Raw genomic sequence first — 18,492 nt, 5'->3', positions numbered from 1 at the left:
AGGTGGACCCGTTCGTCTTAATACATATCTTTTTGTGTGAAGTTCCAGAACGCAACGACTAGTGCCGCGACCGTCCAACAACCGAGGACGGCAAGGGAGAACGGAAGCGTCATCCCTTCGATCGGTGGTGCTTGTCCATCGAGATAGTTGATCAGTCCGAAGTTGACGTTGACGAGATATTTCGAGCTCGTCCAACTTGAACCGAGTGTCGTCAGTAACGTACCGGAAATCAAGACTGCCATCATGATCCCGATCCCTGTCGCTGTGTTTTTGACGAGAACAGAGACCATCAAGGCAATCGTTCCAACGACAGCTGTAACGATCCACGCTAGACCGACTGCCATCAAGAGGTACTCCCACATCGGTAACGTATGCACGAACTCCGTCGAGAACGTACCGCTCGGTGAAGCTTGGAAACCGGTCAAGATCGGTGCGGTCCAGCCGTCATAGCCGAGGACGATCCCGGATATCGCGTAACAGACGGCGACGGTCAATGCCATCAGCATCGACGTATAGAGCAACACCGTCAACCATTTCGCCATCAGGATCTTCCAGCGCCGGACTGGTCGCGACAGTAGCGTCTTGATCGTTCCGTCATTTTGCTCCCCACTGACGATATCCGCCATGATGACGATGATGAACAGCGGTAAGATCAGCGTCAATCCTTGCGAGAAGAAGATCCGGATGAACGTCGGGGCTCCCGGATAGTTCGGGTTGATGTCATTGTCGAGATAGTATTGATTTTGTTTTAGGTCAAACTCAAGGAACTGACGGAACTCATCTTGAATACTGCTGGAAGCAAGACGGTTCTGCGTGTCGACGATGTCTTGTTGTAACTCAACCCGCCAATCGAGCGTTCCCTGCTTTTTGATTTGTTCTTGGATGTCTCGGTACTGTGCGTACGTAAACATCGAGACAAGGACGATCAAAATGATCGCAACGACAGCAAAACGACGTTTTGAAGCGATTTTCGTCACTTCATTTCGAACGAGACCGATCATGTTCGGATTACGCAATGTGATCGCCTCCCGTTAACGTGATGAACAGATCTTCGAGCGTTTGGACTTTCCGTTCAATCGTCCAGACTTCGACACCTGCTTCGAGCAACTGTTTGTTGAGTGCTGGTGTCTTGCTTGCATCCATCAAAGTATGAACCGTATTGGCATCGACGACTTCGGACACTTGGACTTGATCCGATGCTGATAAAATCTCATTTGCCTTAAAGGCATCATCGACACGCCAGTCAACGCCTGGTGCGAGCGACTCGACCAGTTCCTTGACCGTTCCGACTTGAACGATTTTGCCATAACTCATGATTGCAACTCGATCGGCAAGCATTTCGATCTCAGCCAAGATATGACTCGAGACGAGGACCGACAGTCCCGTTTCCTCGACGAGCCGGCGGATGAATTGACGTAAATCCCGAATCCCCATCGGATCGAGACCATTCGTCGGTTCGTCGAGAATCAAGACGCTTGGTCGTCCGAGTAATGCTTGTGCGATTCCGAGACGCTGCCGCATCCCGAGCGAGTATGTCCGGACTTGATCATCAACACGCGCCGTCAAATCGACGAGATCGATGACTTCCTGAATCCGGGCATCATCGACATTCGGTAACATCCGGGCAAAGACTTGTAGATTTTCGCGACCCGTCAAATACTTATACAACTCTGGATTTTCAACGATCGAGCCAATCCGCTCCATCGCTTGGACGAACTGTTTGCGGACGTCGAAGTCACAGACCGTGATTTTACCGGACGTCGGTTTGATCAAGCCGACAAGCATCCGGATCGTCGTCGTTTTTCCTGCCCCGTTCGGTCCAAGGAAGCCAAAGACTTCACCTGGTTGGATCTCAAACGAGATATTATCAATGATCGTCTTTTTTCCGATCACCTTTGTTACACCTTCTAATTTCACTGTTGGTTTCACGTCTCTCACCTCTTATTGTCTATTCTAGCGGAATAATGAATCATTTGACTTGTCAGAACACTTCATTTCCGCACATTCTTTCAACTTTTGCTACAATCAGGTTAGAACCTAGAAGGAGGAACGTTCATGAAGCGATTACGCTGGCCCCTGTTTTTAACCGTCTCACTCGTTTTGACGGCAATCTTTGGATACGGCTTCGTCAGTGCCTATAGTGACGTCGTCAACCCACCAAAACGTGCCGTCCTGACACCTACGAAGGAAGAGCCTGTCAAAAAAGGCGGGACGTACGTCGCGCTTGGTGATTCCTTGACACGTGGTGTCGGAGCATCAAACGGCAATAGTTACGCCGCGATCGTCGGACGCGATCTTGTCAAAGATAACACTGTCGAGCGCTTCCAGAATCTTGCCGTCAGTGGTGCCCGGACGGAAGATTTACTGAAACAACTAGAACAAAAAGAAGTCTTACGCTCAATCAAACAAGCAAAAGTCATCTCGGTGACGATTGGCGGAAATGACTTATTCAACCGTGGTGAAGGCGTCGCGAACTTCAATGCGAAGAAGACAGCCGAAACCGTCACGACGGCACAAGCGAACTTGAAAAAGACGTTCAGTATCCTACGAGAACAAAATCCGGATGCTGTCATTTTCTACGTCGGGCTCTATAATCCTTTCCGCGCGACGGAAAACGGTGAAGCATTCGATGCCATCGTCCAAGATTGGAACGCAAAATCACGGACGCTCGGTATCGAGTACGATGTCGAGATCATCGACACATTCAATCTCGTGCGTGACGTCAAACGTGATTTGTCGAGTGACCAATTCCACCCGAACGATTCTACCTACGAAGAGATTGCAAAAGCTTCCTTACTTGCTGTCAACAAACGTTTCTAACAATAAAAGCCGCCATTTAGGCGGCTTTTTGTTCCGATTCATTTCAGACGTTTCGCAAGAGAGACGAGCCCCCATTGGAGCGGCAACCGTGTCCAAAGCAACCAAGACGGAAGACGTTTCCCATTAATCGGCTTCGGATTGACTGCCATGTTGACGTTTGCGGGTAAGACAGCATATAAGAAGGCAGGAAGAGTCTTACGAACGAGGTGCACCCCTTTTCCTGTCAACAACATGACACCGTAAGCGATTTCGATGACCCCTGTCACTTGGACGAAGAAGCGCTTGAACGGAATGAACGACGGCATGATGCTGACGAACCCTTTTTCATTGCGGAAATGACCAACTCCCGCAAACAGTAATCCTGCTCCATAGACTAGACGCAATAGCATTATGTTCCACACTCTCTTTCTGTTAATGAAATATATGTTCGAGACAGCTTCAGTGTATCGAAATGACCTGATTATCTCAACTTTTAGAAATTGTCGTCGAATTATGGGGAATGATGAGTCATTTCGGAATGTCTCCCGTAATCAGAGAAGAGGTTGCTTCATTTGCTATGATGAAGTCAGAAATCATACAGAGAGGAATGATGACTTATGGCTGGAAAAACGAAAGCACTTTTACCTGGATTGACTGGAGGCATCATCGGCGCGGTCTTGACGGCTACGGTTGCCTTTCCGATCCTACTCGATCAAGAACAACAAGTCGCTGATACACCACTATCAAATGGTATGCCCAAACAAGTCTCAACGACGACGAATGATCCGGTGACGAACGCAGTCGCCACGGCTCAAAAATCCGTCGTGACCGTAACGAACTATCAAGCGGGCAACTCAATGTCGCAACAAGAAGCAGCGGCTGGTTCAGGGTCCGGTGTCATCTATAAGAAAGAGGACGGCAAAGCATACATCATTACGAACCATCACGTCGTCGACGGGGCATCAAAACTCGATGTAACGTTGAATGACGGCAAGACACTCTCAGCCAAGTTGCTTGGTAGCGACGAAACCTATGACTTAGCTGTGCTTGAAGTTGACGCAAGCGATGTTCCGGGTGTCATCACACTTGGAAAATCAGCGGACTTAAAAGCCGGACAAACCGTCCTCGCAATCGGTAACCCGCTCGGTGAGTTCCAAAACTCCGTCACACGCGGAATCGTCAGTTCGAAAGACCGGACCGTACCGGTCGATACGAACAGTGACGGACAAGACGACTTCAATACGACGGTCATCCAGACCGATGCTGCCATTAACCCCGGGAACTCGGGTGGTGCCTTGATCAATGAACAAGGACAACTCGTCGGAATCAACTCGATGAAAATCGCTGAGTCTGGTGTTGAAGGCGTCGGCTTCAGTATCCCGATCGATGATGCATTACCAATCCTCAAACAGCTTGAAACAAACGGTAAAGTTGAGCATCCGACGCTCGGTGTGTCCTTACAAGACGTCGCGGCGTTCCCTGCCGGTTATCTAAAAGATCAAGTCAAACTACCAGACAGTCAAAAAACAGGTGTCGTCGTCATGTCGGTCGAACCGAACAGTCCAGCTGCTGCGGCTAAACTGAAAACAGGTGATGTCATCACGAAAATCAATGACTCCGAAATCAAAGCATTCGTTGATATCAAAACGGCACTGATCAAATCAGATGGACCGCTCTCCTTGACGATCATCCGTGATGGGAAAACGATGACGGTCGAAACCAAAACAACGACAACCGACCAGCTGTAAAGCTTTAGCCTGACGTTTCGTCCGCCTTCCTTTTCGGGTATTGTTTTAGAACAATATCGAATTGGGAGGCTTTTTCTATGTATGACTTAATCGGCATTGGCATTGGTCCGATGAATTTAGGATTGAGTGCACTTGCGCATCCGACAGATTTAAAGACGTTATTTTTTGACGAAAGCGAACAATTTTCATGGCATCCCGGCATGATGATTCAGGACTCGATGATGCAAACAAGCTTCATCTCCGATCTCGTCACACTCGCCGATCCGACAAGTTCGTTTTCCTACCTCAATTACTTACGATCGATTCACCGTCTCCACACGTTTTACTTCTATGAAAAACTTCTGATCTCAAGACAAGGTTACAACGATTACTTACGCTGGGTCGCGACACAACTTGAAGATCTCCGCTTTTCGACGCGCGTCATCGACGTGCAAGACACCGGTGATAGTTTTGAAGTCCTCGTCGAAGATGTCTCAACCGGCAAACGCGAAACGTTCGAAGCACGAAACGTCGTCATCGGCACTGGTTCAAAACCCGCCATCCCGGATACGTTTGACGAACGCGTCATCCACAATACGCAATATGTCATGAACAAGGCAGATTTACTTCAGCGCAACAAAATCAGCATCGTCGGCTCCGGTCAAAGTGCCGCCGAGATTTTCCTTGATCTCTTGACGACGCCTGCTCCAGAGCGTCCTGAACTCGAGTGGATCGCGCGTTCGACACTGTTTGAGACACTTGAGACCGGCAAACTCGGAGAAGAAATTTTTTCACCGAGCTACGTCACGTATTTCAACCAACTTCCACTCGAAGTACGACAAGAGTCGGTCAAGAAGTTTGCCCGCTCTCAGAACGGTATCAGTCCGGAGACACTTCAATCAATCTATGCCCATCTCTATGATTTGACGGAAGAGGAACAACGACAGGTCGCGATCCGCGCGAATCTCGAAGTAAAAGAAATCACCTATGATGAGCGGTTCACGATTGCAATGCAACATCAAGAACTTGAGGACGAGCGCTCGTCTGTAACAGATGCCGTCATTGCAGCAACTGGTTTTTCGCCATCCCTTCCGAGCTTCATCGACCGACTTGATATTGTATTCGAAGCACCGAATGCCTGGAAAGTCGATGCCGACTACCAAATCGTGCGTTCGGTCGAGACAGCCCATCATCTTTACGCAACTGCTAATTTAGAGCTGTCACACGGTCCGGCTGCGGATAATCTCGGGATGTCCGTCTCGCGGAACCAGTTGATCTTGAACGCTGTCGCCGGTACGGAACTGTATCCGGTCGAACGACATGCGACGTTTACGACGTTCGATTAAGTCACTAAACCAAACGAACGAGGAATGGCGCGCGCCACTCCTCGTTCGTTTTTCGTTTTACGGTTTTTTCGTCAACTCTAGTGCAGCCAGCACTAGCAACGTGGCTTGAACTCGTGTCACACCCGTTTTAGCAAGCAACAAATGAAAGGCAATCAACCAGTTGACTTCGTCTGAAAATCGATTCCGTGCCCGCTCCCGGTCGACAATCCGAGTCACATAAATCCAGTCGACACGTTCCATTGTAGGCAGTAACGCAAGGATTGGCATCAAGCGATCCCAGATGATGATTTCTCGCCGCTCTAACAGTTCCCGCCACGCAATGATTCGTTCCTGTTGCGCTGAAGGATCTGGATGCGCCGCTAAGATTTGCGCTGTAATGACACGTTCACTCGTCCGTTCCATATATTGCGCGAGCCATTCTTCCGATGTATTGACCCGCTCTAGAAATTCCTCTGGTAATGGCTGCTGTTCAAGCAAGGTCGATGTCACGACGTACTGCTTTGCTGCATTCAAATGCGGGCGTGTCGCATGCAATCGTTCCATGTAAGGGAACGCATCAATTCCTTGTCGCCGATTCAATACTTCGTTGAGCGCAAAAAATGGACGAACCCCTTTATCACGAATCAGGCGATGTTTAATTTTCTTTTCCGCAACGATGATCTCTTCGATGAGAACATCGGGATCCGTGCTATTCAATTGAACATGGGCGACAAGTAACGGCGTATAACGGCTCCGAAGCGCTGAAAAACGCGATGTCTTGTGTTTGATTGTCCGCATCAATCTTTCATATACAGTTTGTTCAAAGACAGTATCATGAATCGTGTAGGACAGTGCAAAAAAACGATGGAAATCATGTGACGTCTCTTCCCGCAAGACGGGATAACTCTCATCATAGTTCTCACAGAATTGACCGTACATCCTTCCACCTCGCCTTCTTTTCTATAAATCGTTTTCCCTAAAATTAGCATACACAATCTTATTTTTGAACGAACAAAAAAAGCAACGGAACATGTCCATTGCTTTCCATTCTTTCAAATCGATTCAAACTCGTTGTCTCTCTAACAACCGGGAGAAATAACCACCTTGATCCATCAGTTCGTCATGCGAGCCTTCTTCGACGATGCCGTCCTTCGTGACGACGAAAATCTTATCTGCATTCCGGATCGTCGCTAAACGATGGGCAATGACGAGCGTCGTCCGGTTCTCGGACAACTCGGCGAGCGATTCTTGGATCAGTGCTTCCGTTTCCGTGTCGAGCGCCGACGTCGCTTCATCGAGAATCAAAATCGGCGGATTCTTAAGGAACATCCGTGCAATGGCAAGTCGTTGCTTCTGCCCACCCGATAACTTGAGTCCCCGTTCGCCGATTTGTGTCGCATACCCATCAGGCAGATCCGCGATCATCGGACCGAGATGGGCACGTTCTGCCGCTTGCACGATGTCTTCGTGCGTCGCATTCAGGTCACCGTAGGCGATGTTTTCAGCGATCGTCCCTGAGAACAAGAAGACATCCTGCTGGACGATCCCGATTTGTTGTCGCAGAGACTCCTTCGTCATCTGCCGGATATCGATTCCGTCAATCGTGATTGCGCCATCTAGAACATCGTAAAAACGTGGAATCAACGAACAGATCGTCGTCTTCCCTGCCCCTGATGTTCCGACGAACGCGACTGTCTGACCCGGTTCGACCGTCAGATTGATATTCTCTAGAATGAGACGATCGGCTTCATAACCGAACGCCACATCCTTGAATGTGATGCCACCGTTCAACCGATCAACGACGAGTGCGTCTGGCGCATCCGGAATCGATGCATCCTCATCAATCATCGAGAGGAAGCGTTTGAAGCCAGCCATCCCTTTTGGATACATCTCAAGTAATGCGGTGATCTTGTCGATTGGCTTCAGCAGGATGTTCATATAAAGAATGAATCCGACGAGTTCCCCTGCCGTTAAAGCTTCGCGATACGTCAAGTAGGCACCGACGACTAAGACGGCAAGCGTCATCACACGGGTCGTCAAGTAGATGCCGGATAGACTCTTACTCATGACCTTGTAGGCATTGATCTTCGACTGCCGGAACGTCGCGTTGTCTTTTTCAAAACGCTCGATTTCGTAAGCTTCGTTTGTGAATGACTGAACGACACGGACACCAGAGACACTGTCCTCGACGCGTGAATTGACTTCCGCGATGTTGCCATACATCCGGTCCCATGATTTATTCATCCGGACGTTCGCATAACTGATCAGCCAGATCAGGAATGGTACGGCGATGATTGTCACGAGCGCGAGTGGTACGTTGATCGTCAACATGATCGAGAATGCACCAAGCAATGTCATGACGGCAATGAATGCATCTTCAGGACCGTGATGGGCAAGTTCCCCGATATCAAACAAATCATTCGTGATCCGACTCATGATATGACCCGTCTTCGTATTATCGAAGAAGCGGAACGACTGTTTCTGCACATGGCTGAACAGTTGACGACGCATATCGGTCTCGATATTGATCCCGAGCTTATGTCCAAAATAGTTGACGACGAACTGCATCAACGTGCTGATGATGTAGAGTGCTAATAGTCCGACGCTGACGAGGATGATCCAGTTCATCTCACCGTTTGGCAACAAGGAGTCGATGAACCATTGGACAGCGAGTGGAAAAGCAAGTTCTAAAACCCCGACGAATAAGGCAGATATGAAATCGAGCCAGAATAATCGTTTGTGCGGGATATAATACTGATAAAAACGGCGTAACATGTGTAGCCTCCTTCCGAGTACTTCTAGTGTACTTGAACTTTTTTGAAAATACTCATTCTACCTATTCGTTTTTTGAAAAACGGTATTACAGTTTTCCAGACAAAAATTATATTTTTAAATCAGGGGAATCAGCGCTTTTTATGACAAAATGGTAACAACGATTTTTACCTATCTATTGGAAGGAGCTATGTCACGTGAAAAAGACTGTTCTCGCCCTCACGACGCTCGCTTTGATCGGTACCACGGTTCCGGTTTCAGCCGCGTCAACGACACTGACTTTGACGGATAACGTCAACATTCGCACGGCTGCCTCGACTTCCGCGAAGGTCATCACGACGCTAAAAAAAGGCACGAAGCTGACAGCTGTCAAGAAAGTCAACAGCTGGTATGAAATCCGCTATCAGTCCAAACCAGCCTTCATCACTTCAGCATATGTCAAAGCGACGACGGAAAAGGCTCCAACAACTACGACCTACATAACGAACACCGATGCCGTCAACATTCGCCAAAAAGCAACGACGAGTTCGAAATCACTCGGAAAACTGGCAAAGAACACAATCTTATCTGTTAAGAAAAAAACAGGAGATTGGTACCAAATCACGTATAAAAAGCAAACGGCTTACGTCCATGCGACGTTAGTCAGCAAAAAGACCTCGAACGTCACGACGGACTCCAAGCCACCAGTGACGACTCCCGTCAAAAAAGTCGTTAAAGCGGTTGATCGATCGAAAGTCTACACGGTCAATGCGAAGGAAGGCTTGAACGCACGGACTGCTGCAGCGACGAACGCAAAAATCTACAAGACATTACTGCATCAGACGGTGCTCGATGTCACAGGTGCCGTTGATTCGTGGTACCAAGTCAAGCTTGACGGAAAAGAAGCATATGTCGCTTCGACCTATGTCAAAGCTTCAACAAAAGCATCACCACCAACAACACCGACGACTCCCGGAGTCTCTTTGACGCCAGTTGATGCCTCGAAGACGTATCGCGTCAATGCACCAACCGGGCTGAACGTCCGCACATTGCCTTCGACGTCGTCTAAAATCTTCACACAAGTCGGACACGGTTCGACAGTCAATGTCACAGGTGAAACGACAGGTAAAGATAGCGGCTGGTACCAGATCAAGATCGGAACGGGTCTCTACTATGTCGCGAAGAGTTACATCACGACGGGATCCGTCACGACGGCGCCTCCGGTCACTCCGACGACACCTCCTGTGACGACCGTTCCTGGTTCGACATTGATGGAACGTGCCATCTCGATTGGTCAACAATATCTCGGTACACCATACGTCTGGGGATCAAGCAGCCCCGTTAATGGTGGATTCGACTGCTCTGGATTCATTAACTATACGTTGAATGCCGCTGGCTATGCAGTCGGACGAACGAACGTCAACGGCTACTGGAACGATGATCGGTACCTCGGAGCGAAGTTATCAAAATTACGTCAACCGAAGCGCGGCGATATCATCTTCTTCGAAAACACATATGCTGCTGGTCCGACGCATATCGGAATCATGCTGAACAACGATCAGTTCATTCATGCCAATACACCGGCACTCGGCATCAGCCGTGTATCGGAACGTTACTGGACACAAAAACTGTTAGGGTTTAAATCACTTTAAACATTTCCTCATCCATCTCTTAGGATGGATGTTTTTTGTCTTCTCACTTTACTTTGGGATATACTGGATATGGAAAGGATGTGTCTGCATGTCTTATAAAACACTTTATGTTCGGCTCCTCTTTCTTGCCTTATTGATTTTTGGTGGCTCGATGATCTTGCATTATATCCAGACGGGAGACGTCTATGTCGGTCACTTGATTGTTTCCGTCGTCGCATGCGTCTTATTGATCTTCAGAAGAACGACATCCTCACACGAACAGGCATGAAGCGCACTCGCTTCATGCCTGTTTTTTCGTCATTGAATATTAACCAATGTTTGTATCTCTCGCTCAAGATCGCCTTTGAGGCGGTCACTTTGAAGATCATCCTTCAATCGCAAGACATCATTCAGCCGTTCCTGACCGACACCTTGTTGCATCGCCAGTACGAGCGTCCGCAACATCATCGCTTGGTCGAACCCACTCGCCGCAAGCCAGTCATCTTGCATCTCCCATATCTTATCGACGCTCTGCTGAAGCGTCTGATTCGGTAATTCGATGCCGTTCACAAGGAGATGGACTTCGAGTTGTCCGATGTAATGTTTCGCGTCGTCGATCGCCACAGTAACGAGTTTTTCCCACGCCATCTGCATGCCGGTCGTATCGTTTTCAAAAATCGCGATGAGTCCTTTCGTCAAATCGACTTCAATCCGTCCAACGGCAGTCGTTTCACTAAATGCAAAAAACTGCTCCAATCGATCAAACTCTTGCTGTGATTGTTCGATTTCCCCTTCTAGATATAAAAACAGTCCGAGAAAACGTTGAAACGAAATGACATGATAATAGACATCTTGCTCCCGCATATACTGAACCCCTTCACGCAATAAGGCGATCGCTTCTGTGTAGTGATCATCGAACAAACTTGCTCGAAGTGCACGCAAGATTTGGAAATTTAAATAGGTTTTTGGCGCAAGTGGAATCTCGCGTGGTACATCCATTGCTTCGATCAGCTCGTATGCTTCCTTTGTCCGTTTGAGATTGAATAAAAAATAGACTTTCGAGATCTGAGCGAGCAACTGCTCATCTTGACGACCGAGCTGTCGAAAAATCTGCTCCGCTTGGTCGTAATACGTCAAACCAAGCTCCGGATTCTTCGTTCGGAGGGCATCGCCGTATTTATGGTAGACCTGCCCTTGCCAATAAGAAGTCGTTTCCGGAACCAAGTAAGGTTTTAGCAGTTCCTGAATTTTTTCGTCTGAAAAATATGGGGTATGCCGCGAACGGATTGTTTCGATGAGTTCCCGCATCTGAACATCCCGCGGATCAAGCATCAATTCTTCGACCGTCACCTGTAATCGCCTAGCAATCGCCTGTAGTGCGGGTACAGACGGTGTCGCTTTCCCATTCTCGACCATACTGAGCATCGACTTCGTGATGATACCGGTCGCAACGTCCGTTTGTGTCATTTTTTTCTGTTTTCGGATCTGTTTGATACGTTCCCCTAACACACTGGTCACTCCTTTTATCATAAAAGTTAAATTAAATTTAACTTTTTCTTTACATTTTTCTTCCACTCTTTTATTCTACACTAAAGTTCAATAAAATTTAACTCTGAAGGAGTGAACAGGATGTCATTTAATTTAAAGCGTGTCTTATTCGGAAAGTTTTGTTCATTGTTCGCGGCTAGTCTCTTTACGTTTGTCGCCGGACTGACCGTCTTACGGGAAACATCGTCTGGTTTTCAGTTCGCGCTCGTATTGCTTGCAGGATCGGTGCCACGGATTTTGCTCTCACCGGTTGCTGGTGTCCTCGCTGATCGATGGAACCGCAAACGAATCATCGTCATGACCGAGAGCTTAAGCGCACTCGTCTTGTTCGGACTTTTGCTCTATTCGCTACAAGCCCCTCTACATACCGTTCATTACATCATCGCAAGTGTCCTCTTGACGAGCCTGTCGACGTTCCTGTCCGTCACCTTATCAAGCTCGTTACCGCAACTCGTACAAGAAGAGGAGTTACAACGCGGGAACGCCCTCTTCTCGACGATTCAATCGACCTCAACGATCACCGCTCCACTCGTTGCGGGATTGCTCATCGCCGCTGTCTCCATCACGCAATTTTTGGTTTTACCGTTTCTCTTGTTTGCTTCTGCTGCCTGGTGGAATAGCCGTCTCCGCTTTCTTGCAGTGGATACCTCTCCTCTAGCTACTACCGATACTCCGTCTTTCGTCTCGGCGTTTAAAGAAGGCTACCGCTATCTGTTCCGTCAACCAGTATTGACGACACTCGTCCTGATGGCGATCGTCCTGAACTTCTTTTTTGTCGCTTTCGAAATCTTGTTACCGATCATTTTGCTCGATCGACTACAATTCACACCATTTCGGTTTGGAGTGGTCGAGTCCGCACTAGGTGCCGGTCTTCTTGTCGCTTCGTTGCTTCTTGCCTTACCTCGCTTTACGGTGAAACGTCCGTTACGAACGATATTCGAGTCGCTCTTTTTAATCGCCTCTTGTTATGCGCTTCCTACACTAGCGCTATCCGGCTATGTTCCATCTGCTCTACTACTACCTTTTTTCATGATCCTATTGTTCATCGACGGCATGCTCGTCTTACGGATGAACATTCCACTACAGCTCATCGTCCAAAAACAGACCGATCCGGCTTATCTCGGACGTGTCATCGGTGTTCTGGAATCGGTCGCGATGGCGATGATGCCGATCGGTACCCTATTGTTTGGTTTACTCAGTGATCATGTGTCTATCATCGTGCTACTTGGAGTCGGTACAGTCGGCTTATTCGGTGCGGCATCATTCGGATTCCTCCGACTTCGTAAAGACATCTTGTCCGAGAGCATTCCTGTAGCAGACGCAAAAAACACGTCCTCCCTCACTTCGTGAGAAAGGACGTGCGTATCGGTCAGACCGTCGCTTTGACGGCGTCCATGATTAATTTCAATGATTGTTGTTTTGCTTCCTTGTCTGCGATCATCGAAGCGATCATCACTTCGTCTGTGCCGTAGGAATCGGCGAGCTCTTGCAATTGTTTTGCAACGGATTCCGGATTACCGACGATCATCCGCTTCCGGTTTTCAGCGATCCGGAATTGGTCTTGGAACGTATACGGATACGCCGCTGCCTCTTCCGGAGTTGGCGTTCCTGTCGACGAGACCCCTTTTTCCAGTAAGAGTAGGGACAAATCCAGGCTTGACGCCAAACGTTCTGCTTCTTCCGTCGTTTCAGCACACGTCACGAAGATCGAAACGAGCGTTTGTGGTGTCTCATTGAACGACGTCGCCATGAAATTATGACGGTAGTAATCCATCACTTCCTGACCACCTTGTCCATTGATGAAGTGAGCAAATGCAAATCCGAACCCGCGTTGTGCGGCGTTCAAGGCACTACCCCCACTTGATCCAAGCAACCAGCCCTCTGGTGTCGTATCGACTTCTGGTGTTGCAACGAGTCCTGCGAACCGGTGTCCGGCAGGAGCACCGTCTTTCAAGTAATCGACGAGATCATCGAGTTGTTCGCCGTAATCGGCTCCACCAAAACGTGGGGACGAACCTTCCTGCAACGCACGCGTCGCAAGCGGCATACCGCCTGGTGCCCGACCGAGTCCAAGGTCGATCCGGTTTGGTGCAAGCCCTTCAAGGACACGGAAGTTCTCTGCGACTTTATAGGCACTGTAATGCGGCAGCATGACACCGCCTGAACCGAGGCGAATCTGTTTCGTCACTGCCGCCATGTAGGCGATCAAGACTTCTGGGCTCGAACCAGCCAGTGTTTTAGCGAAGTGGTGCTCGGATACCCACAGACGATGATAGCCGAGTTCGTCCGCGATTTTCGCGAGCTCGACCGTTTCGTGTAAGGCATCAGATGGGGATTGTCCTTTAGAGACCGGGGATTGGTCTAAAATACTAAGTTTCATGTATGTCTCTCCTTTTTCTTTCGAATGCGTACCTACACTGTACGCCTCCTCGTTGTACCGTGCAACGAAACTGCTTCTTTCCATCATGGGGACGTTTTCATTTTGAGATTCAGGGAACAATGCCTAAGTGAGCATAAAAATCTAACGAATGAGGTGGAGTTACATGTCAACGCATACTACGAATCAAGAAGCAGTCGAAACGGTCAAGAAACTGATTGATAAAATCGAAACAGCGATGCTGACGACGATTTCAGCAGAAGGACTCGTATCGCGTCCGATGCAAACACAGGATATCGAATTTGATGGCGACCTCTGGTTCCTCACTTCAAAAGAAACAGACAAATATCAAGAACTACTTAAGAATCCGAGCGTCAATGTCGCATATGTTGACAAATCATATGTCTCGATCCGCGGAACAGCGGAACTCGTTGAAGACATCGAACGGAAGAAAGAACTCTGGAGTCCACGCTATGAAGCCTATCTCGGAACGACATATGAAGATCCGAAAGTCGTCTTGATTAAAGTCAACACGGAAGCAGCCGAGTACTGGGAAACTGGAAATACTGCTAAATCCGTCAAACAAGTATTGAAGAAAGTCGTCGGCAAAGACGATGAGAACGAAATCAATAAAACAGTCGACTTGTCTTAACCTCTTAACCCCTACGCGAAAAGCGTGGGGGTTTTATGTGTCGGAGTGGTCGTTTCAGAAAAATTAAGTTAACATAAGAAAGTGAACTAATACGTAACTTAACTAAAAGGAGTACAATCATGGGAGAATTTTTTACGTTATTACGCCGGGGAAACCGGTCGGCGCTGACGGCAGGCATCGTTAACTCTGTCATCGCCATCATCAAGGCAATTGCCTACGTCCTGACGGGAAATGTCGCGATGTTCGCGGAGATGATGCATACGCTCGGGGACGCTGCCAACCAATTTTTCGTCTTCATCGGTTCTGCCCTCAGTAAAAAGGCACCAACGAAACGATTCCCGAACGGCTTCGGTCGTCTCGTCAATCTCGTGTTGCTCGGCGCCATCCTCTTCGTCGGCATCATGGCGTACGAAACGATTCATGAAGGGATCGCCCACATCATCGAACCGACGGAATCAACTGGCTTTTGGATCACGTTGTCTGTCTTGTTCGTCGGTGTCGTCTTAGAGAGTGGCGTATTTGTTAAAGCGATGCAAGAGATCGCACACGATGCGAAGTTAGACTCGAAAGGACCACGCTTGATTCTTGACAGCTTCCGCTCACTCAAACAAGCAAAACCAGCCACACGCCTTGTGTTCCTGGAAGATTTGGTCGCAACGGCTGGTGGTGTCGTCGCGATGATCGCCGTCATCATCTCGCATGTAACACCGTTCCATCAGGCAGAAGGAATTGCTTCGATCCTCATCGGACTGATGATGTTTTACGTCGTCGGGAATGTCTTCCTGCAAAACGCAGCTGGTGCACTGGGTGAAGCCGATGAGACGATGGCAGCACGTCTCGGCGGACTAATCATGAAGGACCCTGACGTCAAGGACATTAGTAAACTAGAAGTCATTAAGGAAGGCGATCATTTCCACGTCGAAGTCGAGATTGAAGTCGACCCGACGTTGACGATCGCACAAGCGGACGATATCAAGGACCGTCTCGAACTCCAGATTCGTTTGCAGCAAGGCATCATCGATGTGACGATCGGCTTTGATGAAGACGATAAGATTCAACAGTATGTCGTTGCTACGGACGAAACATGACACCATTCACGCAAGATGTCCTGACTATCATTCGTTCGATCCCTGCTGGTCGAGTCATGACTTACGGGCAAGTCGCTCGACTCGCCGGTCATCCGCGTAGCGCACGACAAGTAGCGCGGATTCTTCACAGCATGAGTAAGACGGAACGTCTACCGTGGCACCGCGTGCTTGCTGCTGGTGGAAAACTATCGCTTGAAGGCGATGAACAGCGACTTGCGCTTGAAGCAGAAGGTGTCGAGTTCCTCACCGCCCGTCAACTCGATTTATCGCATTATCAAGTCAAAAGCGAATAGATACAAAAAGAGAGGGATGACCGGTTCGCAGACCAGTCATCCCTCTCTTTTTATCGTAATGAATCAAGCCTTCGACGTACTCGAAGCTACAGCGATTTGTCGACGTACTTCTGCTTCCAGTTGTGGTTCCGGTGGTTGCCAGCCTTCCGGTTTCATGACCTTTTGGTCCGATTCCCGGAAGATTGGTTTTCCGTCCGGTCCAAGCTTCGCCATGTTCGCACGCTGGACGATCTCGAACAATGGAGCCGGATCAAGCCCGATCTCAACGAAGCTTCCCATGATGAAGTAGAGGGCGTCCGTCAAGGCATCCCCTTGTCCGACGAGCCGTTCGACATCTGTGTCGGGTTGTTTCATCTGGAGCGATTTTTCAACTGCTGTATCAAGCCCTGACTTGAAACGTTCGATCGCTTCGAGAAATTCTGCTTCACTCGTCGCTGATTGATGCAGAAACTCAACGACCGCTTCTTCCGCCGTCCAAGTCGATCGTTTGATTCCACGATCGACCGTCATAGGTGTTGGCGTCGTTGCGCCAGGGTGTGAAAACACACGGTGGAATTCCTTTACGTCTTGATAATAATTTGTCATAACCGATCATCCCCTTTTACCGAATGTCTCCATTCTAACAGGTTCAGAACCGGAGTTCGACTCATTGATGAACGACGTCGAGTAAAGCCATTCCACGCGTAATCAATTCATCTCGCTGCTCAGACGTTGCTTTTAAGCGCTCGAGATCTGAAATCAGACGTGGTTGATCGACTTCATCCGCTAACTCAAGTAATTCAAGACGGAGTAACCATGCGTCCGGTAACTGGACGAGTGTCTGATCGATCAGTTGCGGTAACCGTTCTCGTCCGGCACGTCCTTCGCGAATCTCGCGGACGACTTCGAAGATCGGATCGGCCGCTGTCAACGGACGTTCGATTCGTTCGAACTCGACCGTTTCTGGAATCGGCTTCAGTGCTTCAACTTCCGTTCCCGGGAATGCTGACGTGATGTCACCGACGATTAATTCCATCCGGTCCATCGTCATCGTTTTTCCGTCGTTTGCAAGCGTCGCTGCCTCTAAGACGATGAGCGCCCGGTTTCCATTGACGTTTTGAATCGCTGTGATGTTCCCTGTGACGCGAACATTTCCTTCCGCCCAGTCGAGACGTTCACCGATTTTGACTTGCATCAATACTTCGTTCAATTCCTTGCCGTGAAGGAATGTAAAGCCTTCCGGATGATCTGCAAGTCCTTGACCTGTCAACACTTCACCGTTCGCAGCAAGCGCTGTCGGACCTGTTAGTTTGACGAGATGCAGCGAATCGTGGATATCTTGCGTTTCAGGAACACCGACGAGCGAGAGACCACTGTCGAAGACGAGCGTCGATAGGTTACCCGATTCGACCGCTTTCGTCAGTCCGTGAATACCACCGCGGATGTAAGACATCGACTGTGCGAATTCTTCAAGTGCATCGCGGAGCTGTTCGAACGATTCACAAACGAAGAGTTCTTTTTGCATGCTCGTCACGTCATGTTTCGTCGCAAGTGCTTTCTCAAGCGAGAATGGATGTTTAACGACCGCGTCCGTTAAGCAGTGACGGCTTTCACCGACTGATGATAGAAGACCTGCCCCGTAGATTTGTGGATTGTCGATATCACCAATCAGACCGAATTCAACCGTCCACCAGAACAGACGTGAGATTTCGTTCGCTTCCGAAATCCCTTTGACGTGTGTCCGTGTCTCCGCGAGCTCAATTTCAGCTTGTTCGATATCGGCTGGCGTCGAGAATGGGCTCTCTTTGACGATTGTCAATTTCTTCAGTGCCTTGAACACGTCATGCTCTGCTTTATGGTTAAAGGCATGTGCCCCAATCTCACCGAAGCGACGAACGAATTCCGCGTAGACCGGATTCATCAAGATTGGTGCGTGCCCCGCTGCTTCATGCAAGATATCTGGCGCTGGTGTGTAAAGAATGTTATCGACCTTCCGGATGTCGGTCGCGATCGGCAAGAGTCCGTGCCCTTGGAAATCGAAGAAGGCGACGCCAGGAATGAGACCATCAACAGCGACTGTTCCCCAGCCTCCACGGCTTAGGTTCGCTGTCATTTCACGTACATCCGGAATCCGTTCCGGGCTGATGCCCGATGCAGCAAGCCCTTCGAGGTATGCCGGGTGTGCTGTATCTTGTAACGTATTTAGATTCAGTCGCATGACGTATCTCCAAACGGCATGATCCGTTGGTGTGTAGTCTTCGTAGTGCTGTGGTGCGACGTGTGGACGTAAGTGACTTGGAATGATTGGTGTAGACATATGAG

18 protein-coding genes are annotated in these 18,492 nt (G+C 48.9%); 9 read left to right on the top strand and 9 right to left on the bottom strand.

Features of this window, described 5'->3' with window-relative positions:
• Positions 1–17: 17 nt before the first annotated feature.
• Entirely contained in the window at positions 18–1,016 is a 999-nt protein-coding gene (locus tag ESP131_RS08000; RefSeq protein ID WP_034785942.1) for an ABC transporter permease, read from the bottom strand.
• A complete protein-coding gene (locus ESP131_RS07995) occupies positions 1,009–1,929 on the bottom strand; it encodes an ABC transporter ATP-binding protein (RefSeq protein WP_029341234.1) in 921 nt (306 codons plus the stop codon). Before ESP131_RS07995 ends, ESP131_RS08000 begins: the two co-directional genes overlap by 8 nt.
• A gap of 126 nt (positions 1,930–2,055) precedes the next feature.
• Between ESP131_RS07995 and ESP131_RS07990 the strand changes: the two genes are divergently transcribed.
• Positions 2,056–2,820, top strand: coding sequence for an SGNH/GDSL hydrolase family protein (locus ESP131_RS07990; RefSeq protein ID WP_023467747.1), 765 nt, complete (start codon positions 2,056–2,058; stop codon positions 2,818–2,820).
• A 38-nt stretch (positions 2,821–2,858) separates the two neighbouring features.
• Here ESP131_RS07990 and ESP131_RS07985 read toward each other — a convergent pair whose 3' ends face one another.
• Positions 2,859–3,209 (bottom strand): DoxX family protein, encoded by a 351-nt coding sequence (locus tag ESP131_RS07985; protein WP_029341233.1) that lies wholly within the window; start codon positions 3,207–3,209, stop codon positions 2,859–2,861.
• Between the two features lie 207 nt (positions 3,210–3,416).
• On the opposite strand from ESP131_RS07985, the gene ESP131_RS07980 reads away from it, so the two are divergent.
• Together ESP131_RS07980 and ESP131_RS07975 are read left to right on the top strand one after the other, a co-directional pair.
• Positions 3,417–4,547 (top strand): S1C family serine protease, encoded by a 1,131-nt coding sequence (locus tag ESP131_RS07980; protein ID WP_023467745.1) that lies wholly within the window; start codon positions 3,417–3,419, stop codon positions 4,545–4,547.
• A gap of 77 nt (positions 4,548–4,624) precedes the next feature.
• On the top strand, positions 4,625–5,872 hold the full coding sequence (locus ESP131_RS07975) for a lysine N(6)-hydroxylase/L-ornithine N(5)-oxygenase family protein (RefSeq protein ID WP_047391148.1): 1,248 nt from the start codon (positions 4,625–4,627) through the stop codon (positions 5,870–5,872).
• 57 nt (positions 5,873–5,929) lie between these two features.
• On the opposite strand, the gene ESP131_RS07970 is transcribed toward ESP131_RS07975, so the two are convergent.
• Entirely contained in the window at positions 5,930–6,790 is an 861-nt protein-coding gene (locus tag ESP131_RS07970) for a DUF4003 family protein (RefSeq protein ID WP_069940396.1), read from the bottom strand.
• Between the two features lie 123 nt (positions 6,791–6,913).
• Positions 6,914–8,626 (bottom strand): ABC transporter ATP-binding protein, encoded by a 1,713-nt coding sequence (locus tag ESP131_RS07965; protein ID WP_029341230.1) that lies wholly within the window; start codon positions 8,624–8,626, stop codon positions 6,914–6,916.
• A gap of 194 nt (positions 8,627–8,820) precedes the next feature.
• Between ESP131_RS07965 and ESP131_RS07960 the strand changes: the two genes are divergently transcribed.
• Together ESP131_RS07960 and ESP131_RS07955 are read left to right on the top strand one after the other, a co-directional pair.
• Complete coding sequence (locus ESP131_RS07960) at positions 8,821–10,254, top strand: C40 family peptidase (protein ID WP_069940395.1); 1,434 nt, start codon at positions 8,821–8,823, stop codon at positions 10,252–10,254.
• Positions 10,255–10,342: 88 nt separating this feature from the next.
• Positions 10,343–10,522, top strand: a complete 180-nt coding sequence (locus tag ESP131_RS07955; protein ID WP_029341228.1) for a hypothetical protein — start codon at positions 10,343–10,345, stop codon at positions 10,520–10,522.
• Between the two features lie 29 nt (positions 10,523–10,551).
• Here the strand turns inward: ESP131_RS07955 and ESP131_RS07950 are convergent, their stop codons facing one another.
• Entirely contained in the window at positions 10,552–11,742 is a 1,191-nt protein-coding gene (locus tag ESP131_RS07950) for a helix-turn-helix domain-containing protein (RefSeq protein WP_051656228.1), read from the bottom strand.
• A gap of 120 nt (positions 11,743–11,862) precedes the next feature.
• On the opposite strand from ESP131_RS07950, the gene ESP131_RS07945 reads away from it, so the two are divergent.
• Positions 11,863–13,131: an MFS transporter gene (locus ESP131_RS07945; protein ID WP_047391141.1), complete on the top strand. Its 1,269-nt coding sequence runs from the start codon at positions 11,863–11,865 to the stop codon at positions 13,129–13,131.
• A 19-nt stretch (positions 13,132–13,150) separates the two neighbouring features.
• Here ESP131_RS07945 and ESP131_RS07940 read toward each other — a convergent pair whose 3' ends face one another.
• Positions 13,151–14,161: an LLM class flavin-dependent oxidoreductase gene (locus ESP131_RS07940; RefSeq protein WP_023467737.1), complete on the bottom strand. Its 1,011-nt coding sequence runs from the start codon at positions 14,159–14,161 to the stop codon at positions 13,151–13,153.
• Positions 14,162–14,324: 163 nt separating this feature from the next.
• Between ESP131_RS07940 and ESP131_RS07935 the strand changes: the two genes are divergently transcribed.
• The 3 genes from ESP131_RS07935 to ESP131_RS07925 all read left to right on the top strand — a co-directional run bounded on the left by ESP131_RS07935 (position 14,325) and on the right by ESP131_RS07925 (position 16,191).
• Entirely contained in the window at positions 14,325–14,810 is a 486-nt protein-coding gene (locus ESP131_RS07935) for a pyridoxamine 5'-phosphate oxidase family protein (protein WP_029341225.1), read from the top strand.
• Between the two features lie 119 nt (positions 14,811–14,929).
• Positions 14,930–15,898 (top strand): cation diffusion facilitator family transporter, encoded by a 969-nt coding sequence (locus tag ESP131_RS07930; RefSeq protein ID WP_029341224.1) that lies wholly within the window; start codon positions 14,930–14,932, stop codon positions 15,896–15,898.
• Positions 15,895–16,191 (top strand): MGMT family protein, encoded by a 297-nt coding sequence (locus ESP131_RS07925; RefSeq protein ID WP_029341223.1) that lies wholly within the window; start codon positions 15,895–15,897, stop codon positions 16,189–16,191. Before ESP131_RS07930 ends, ESP131_RS07925 begins: the two co-directional genes overlap by 4 nt.
• Positions 16,192–16,254: 63 nt before the next feature.
• On the opposite strand, the gene ESP131_RS07920 is transcribed toward ESP131_RS07925, so the two are convergent.
• Together ESP131_RS07920 and ESP131_RS07915 are read right to left on the bottom strand one after the other, a co-directional pair.
• Positions 16,255–16,776: a pyrophosphohydrolase domain-containing protein gene (locus ESP131_RS07920; RefSeq protein ID WP_029341222.1), complete on the bottom strand. Its 522-nt coding sequence runs from the start codon at positions 16,774–16,776 to the stop codon at positions 16,255–16,257.
• Positions 16,777–16,837: 61 nt separating this feature from the next.
• Entirely contained in the window at positions 16,838–18,487 is a 1,650-nt protein-coding gene (locus ESP131_RS07915; protein WP_047391131.1) for an aromatic amino acid hydroxylase, read from the bottom strand.
• Positions 18,488–18,492: the final 5 nt, after the last annotated feature.

This window comes from Exiguobacterium sp. U13-1 (assembly GCF_001750115.1).
Lineage (GTDB): Bacteria > Bacillota > Bacilli > Exiguobacteriales > Exiguobacteriaceae > Exiguobacterium_A > Exiguobacterium_A acetylicum.
This window is presented reverse-complemented; position numbering and strand designations above follow the sequence as displayed.

What these genes read in the sequence shown, in the direction of transcription:
- ESP131_RS07945 (WP_047391141.1), top strand. Translation starts at nt 11,863, where the DNA reads ATGTCATTTAATTTAAAGCGTGTCTTATTCGGAAAGTTTTGTTCATTG.
- ESP131_RS07980 (WP_023467745.1), top strand. Translation starts at nt 3,417, where the DNA reads ATGGCTGGAAAAACGAAAGCACTTTTACCTGGATTGACTGGAGGCATC.
- ESP131_RS07915 (WP_047391131.1), bottom strand. Translation starts at nt 18,487, where the DNA reads ATGTCTACACCAATCATTCCAAGTCACTTACGTCCACACGTCGCACCA.
- ESP131_RS07955 (WP_029341228.1), top strand. Translation starts at nt 10,343, where the DNA reads ATGTCTTATAAAACACTTTATGTTCGGCTCCTCTTTCTTGCCTTATTG.
- ESP131_RS07985 (WP_029341233.1), bottom strand. Translation starts at nt 3,209, where the DNA reads ATGCTATTGCGTCTAGTCTATGGAGCAGGATTACTGTTTGCGGGAGTT.
- ESP131_RS07930 (WP_029341224.1), top strand. Translation starts at nt 14,930, where the DNA reads ATGGGAGAATTTTTTACGTTATTACGCCGGGGAAACCGGTCGGCGCTG.
- ESP131_RS07925 (WP_029341223.1), top strand. Translation starts at nt 15,895, where the DNA reads ATGACACCATTCACGCAAGATGTCCTGACTATCATTCGTTCGATCCCT.
- ESP131_RS07935 (WP_029341225.1), top strand. Translation starts at nt 14,325, where the DNA reads ATGTCAACGCATACTACGAATCAAGAAGCAGTCGAAACGGTCAAGAAA.
- ESP131_RS07990 (WP_023467747.1), top strand. Translation starts at nt 2,056, where the DNA reads ATGAAGCGATTACGCTGGCCCCTGTTTTTAACCGTCTCACTCGTTTTG.
- ESP131_RS07975 (WP_047391148.1), top strand. Translation starts at nt 4,625, where the DNA reads ATGTATGACTTAATCGGCATTGGCATTGGTCCGATGAATTTAGGATTG.
- ESP131_RS07920 (WP_029341222.1), bottom strand. Translation starts at nt 16,776, where the DNA reads ATGACAAATTATTATCAAGACGTAAAGGAATTCCACCGTGTGTTTTCA.
- ESP131_RS07970 (WP_069940396.1), bottom strand. Translation starts at nt 6,790, where the DNA reads ATGTACGGTCAATTCTGTGAGAACTATGATGAGAGTTATCCCGTCTTG.
- ESP131_RS07940 (WP_023467737.1), bottom strand. Translation starts at nt 14,161, where the DNA reads ATGAAACTTAGTATTTTAGACCAATCCCCGGTCTCTAAAGGACAATCC.
- ESP131_RS07965 (WP_029341230.1), bottom strand. Translation starts at nt 8,626, where the DNA reads ATGTTACGCCGTTTTTATCAGTATTATATCCCGCACAAACGATTATTC.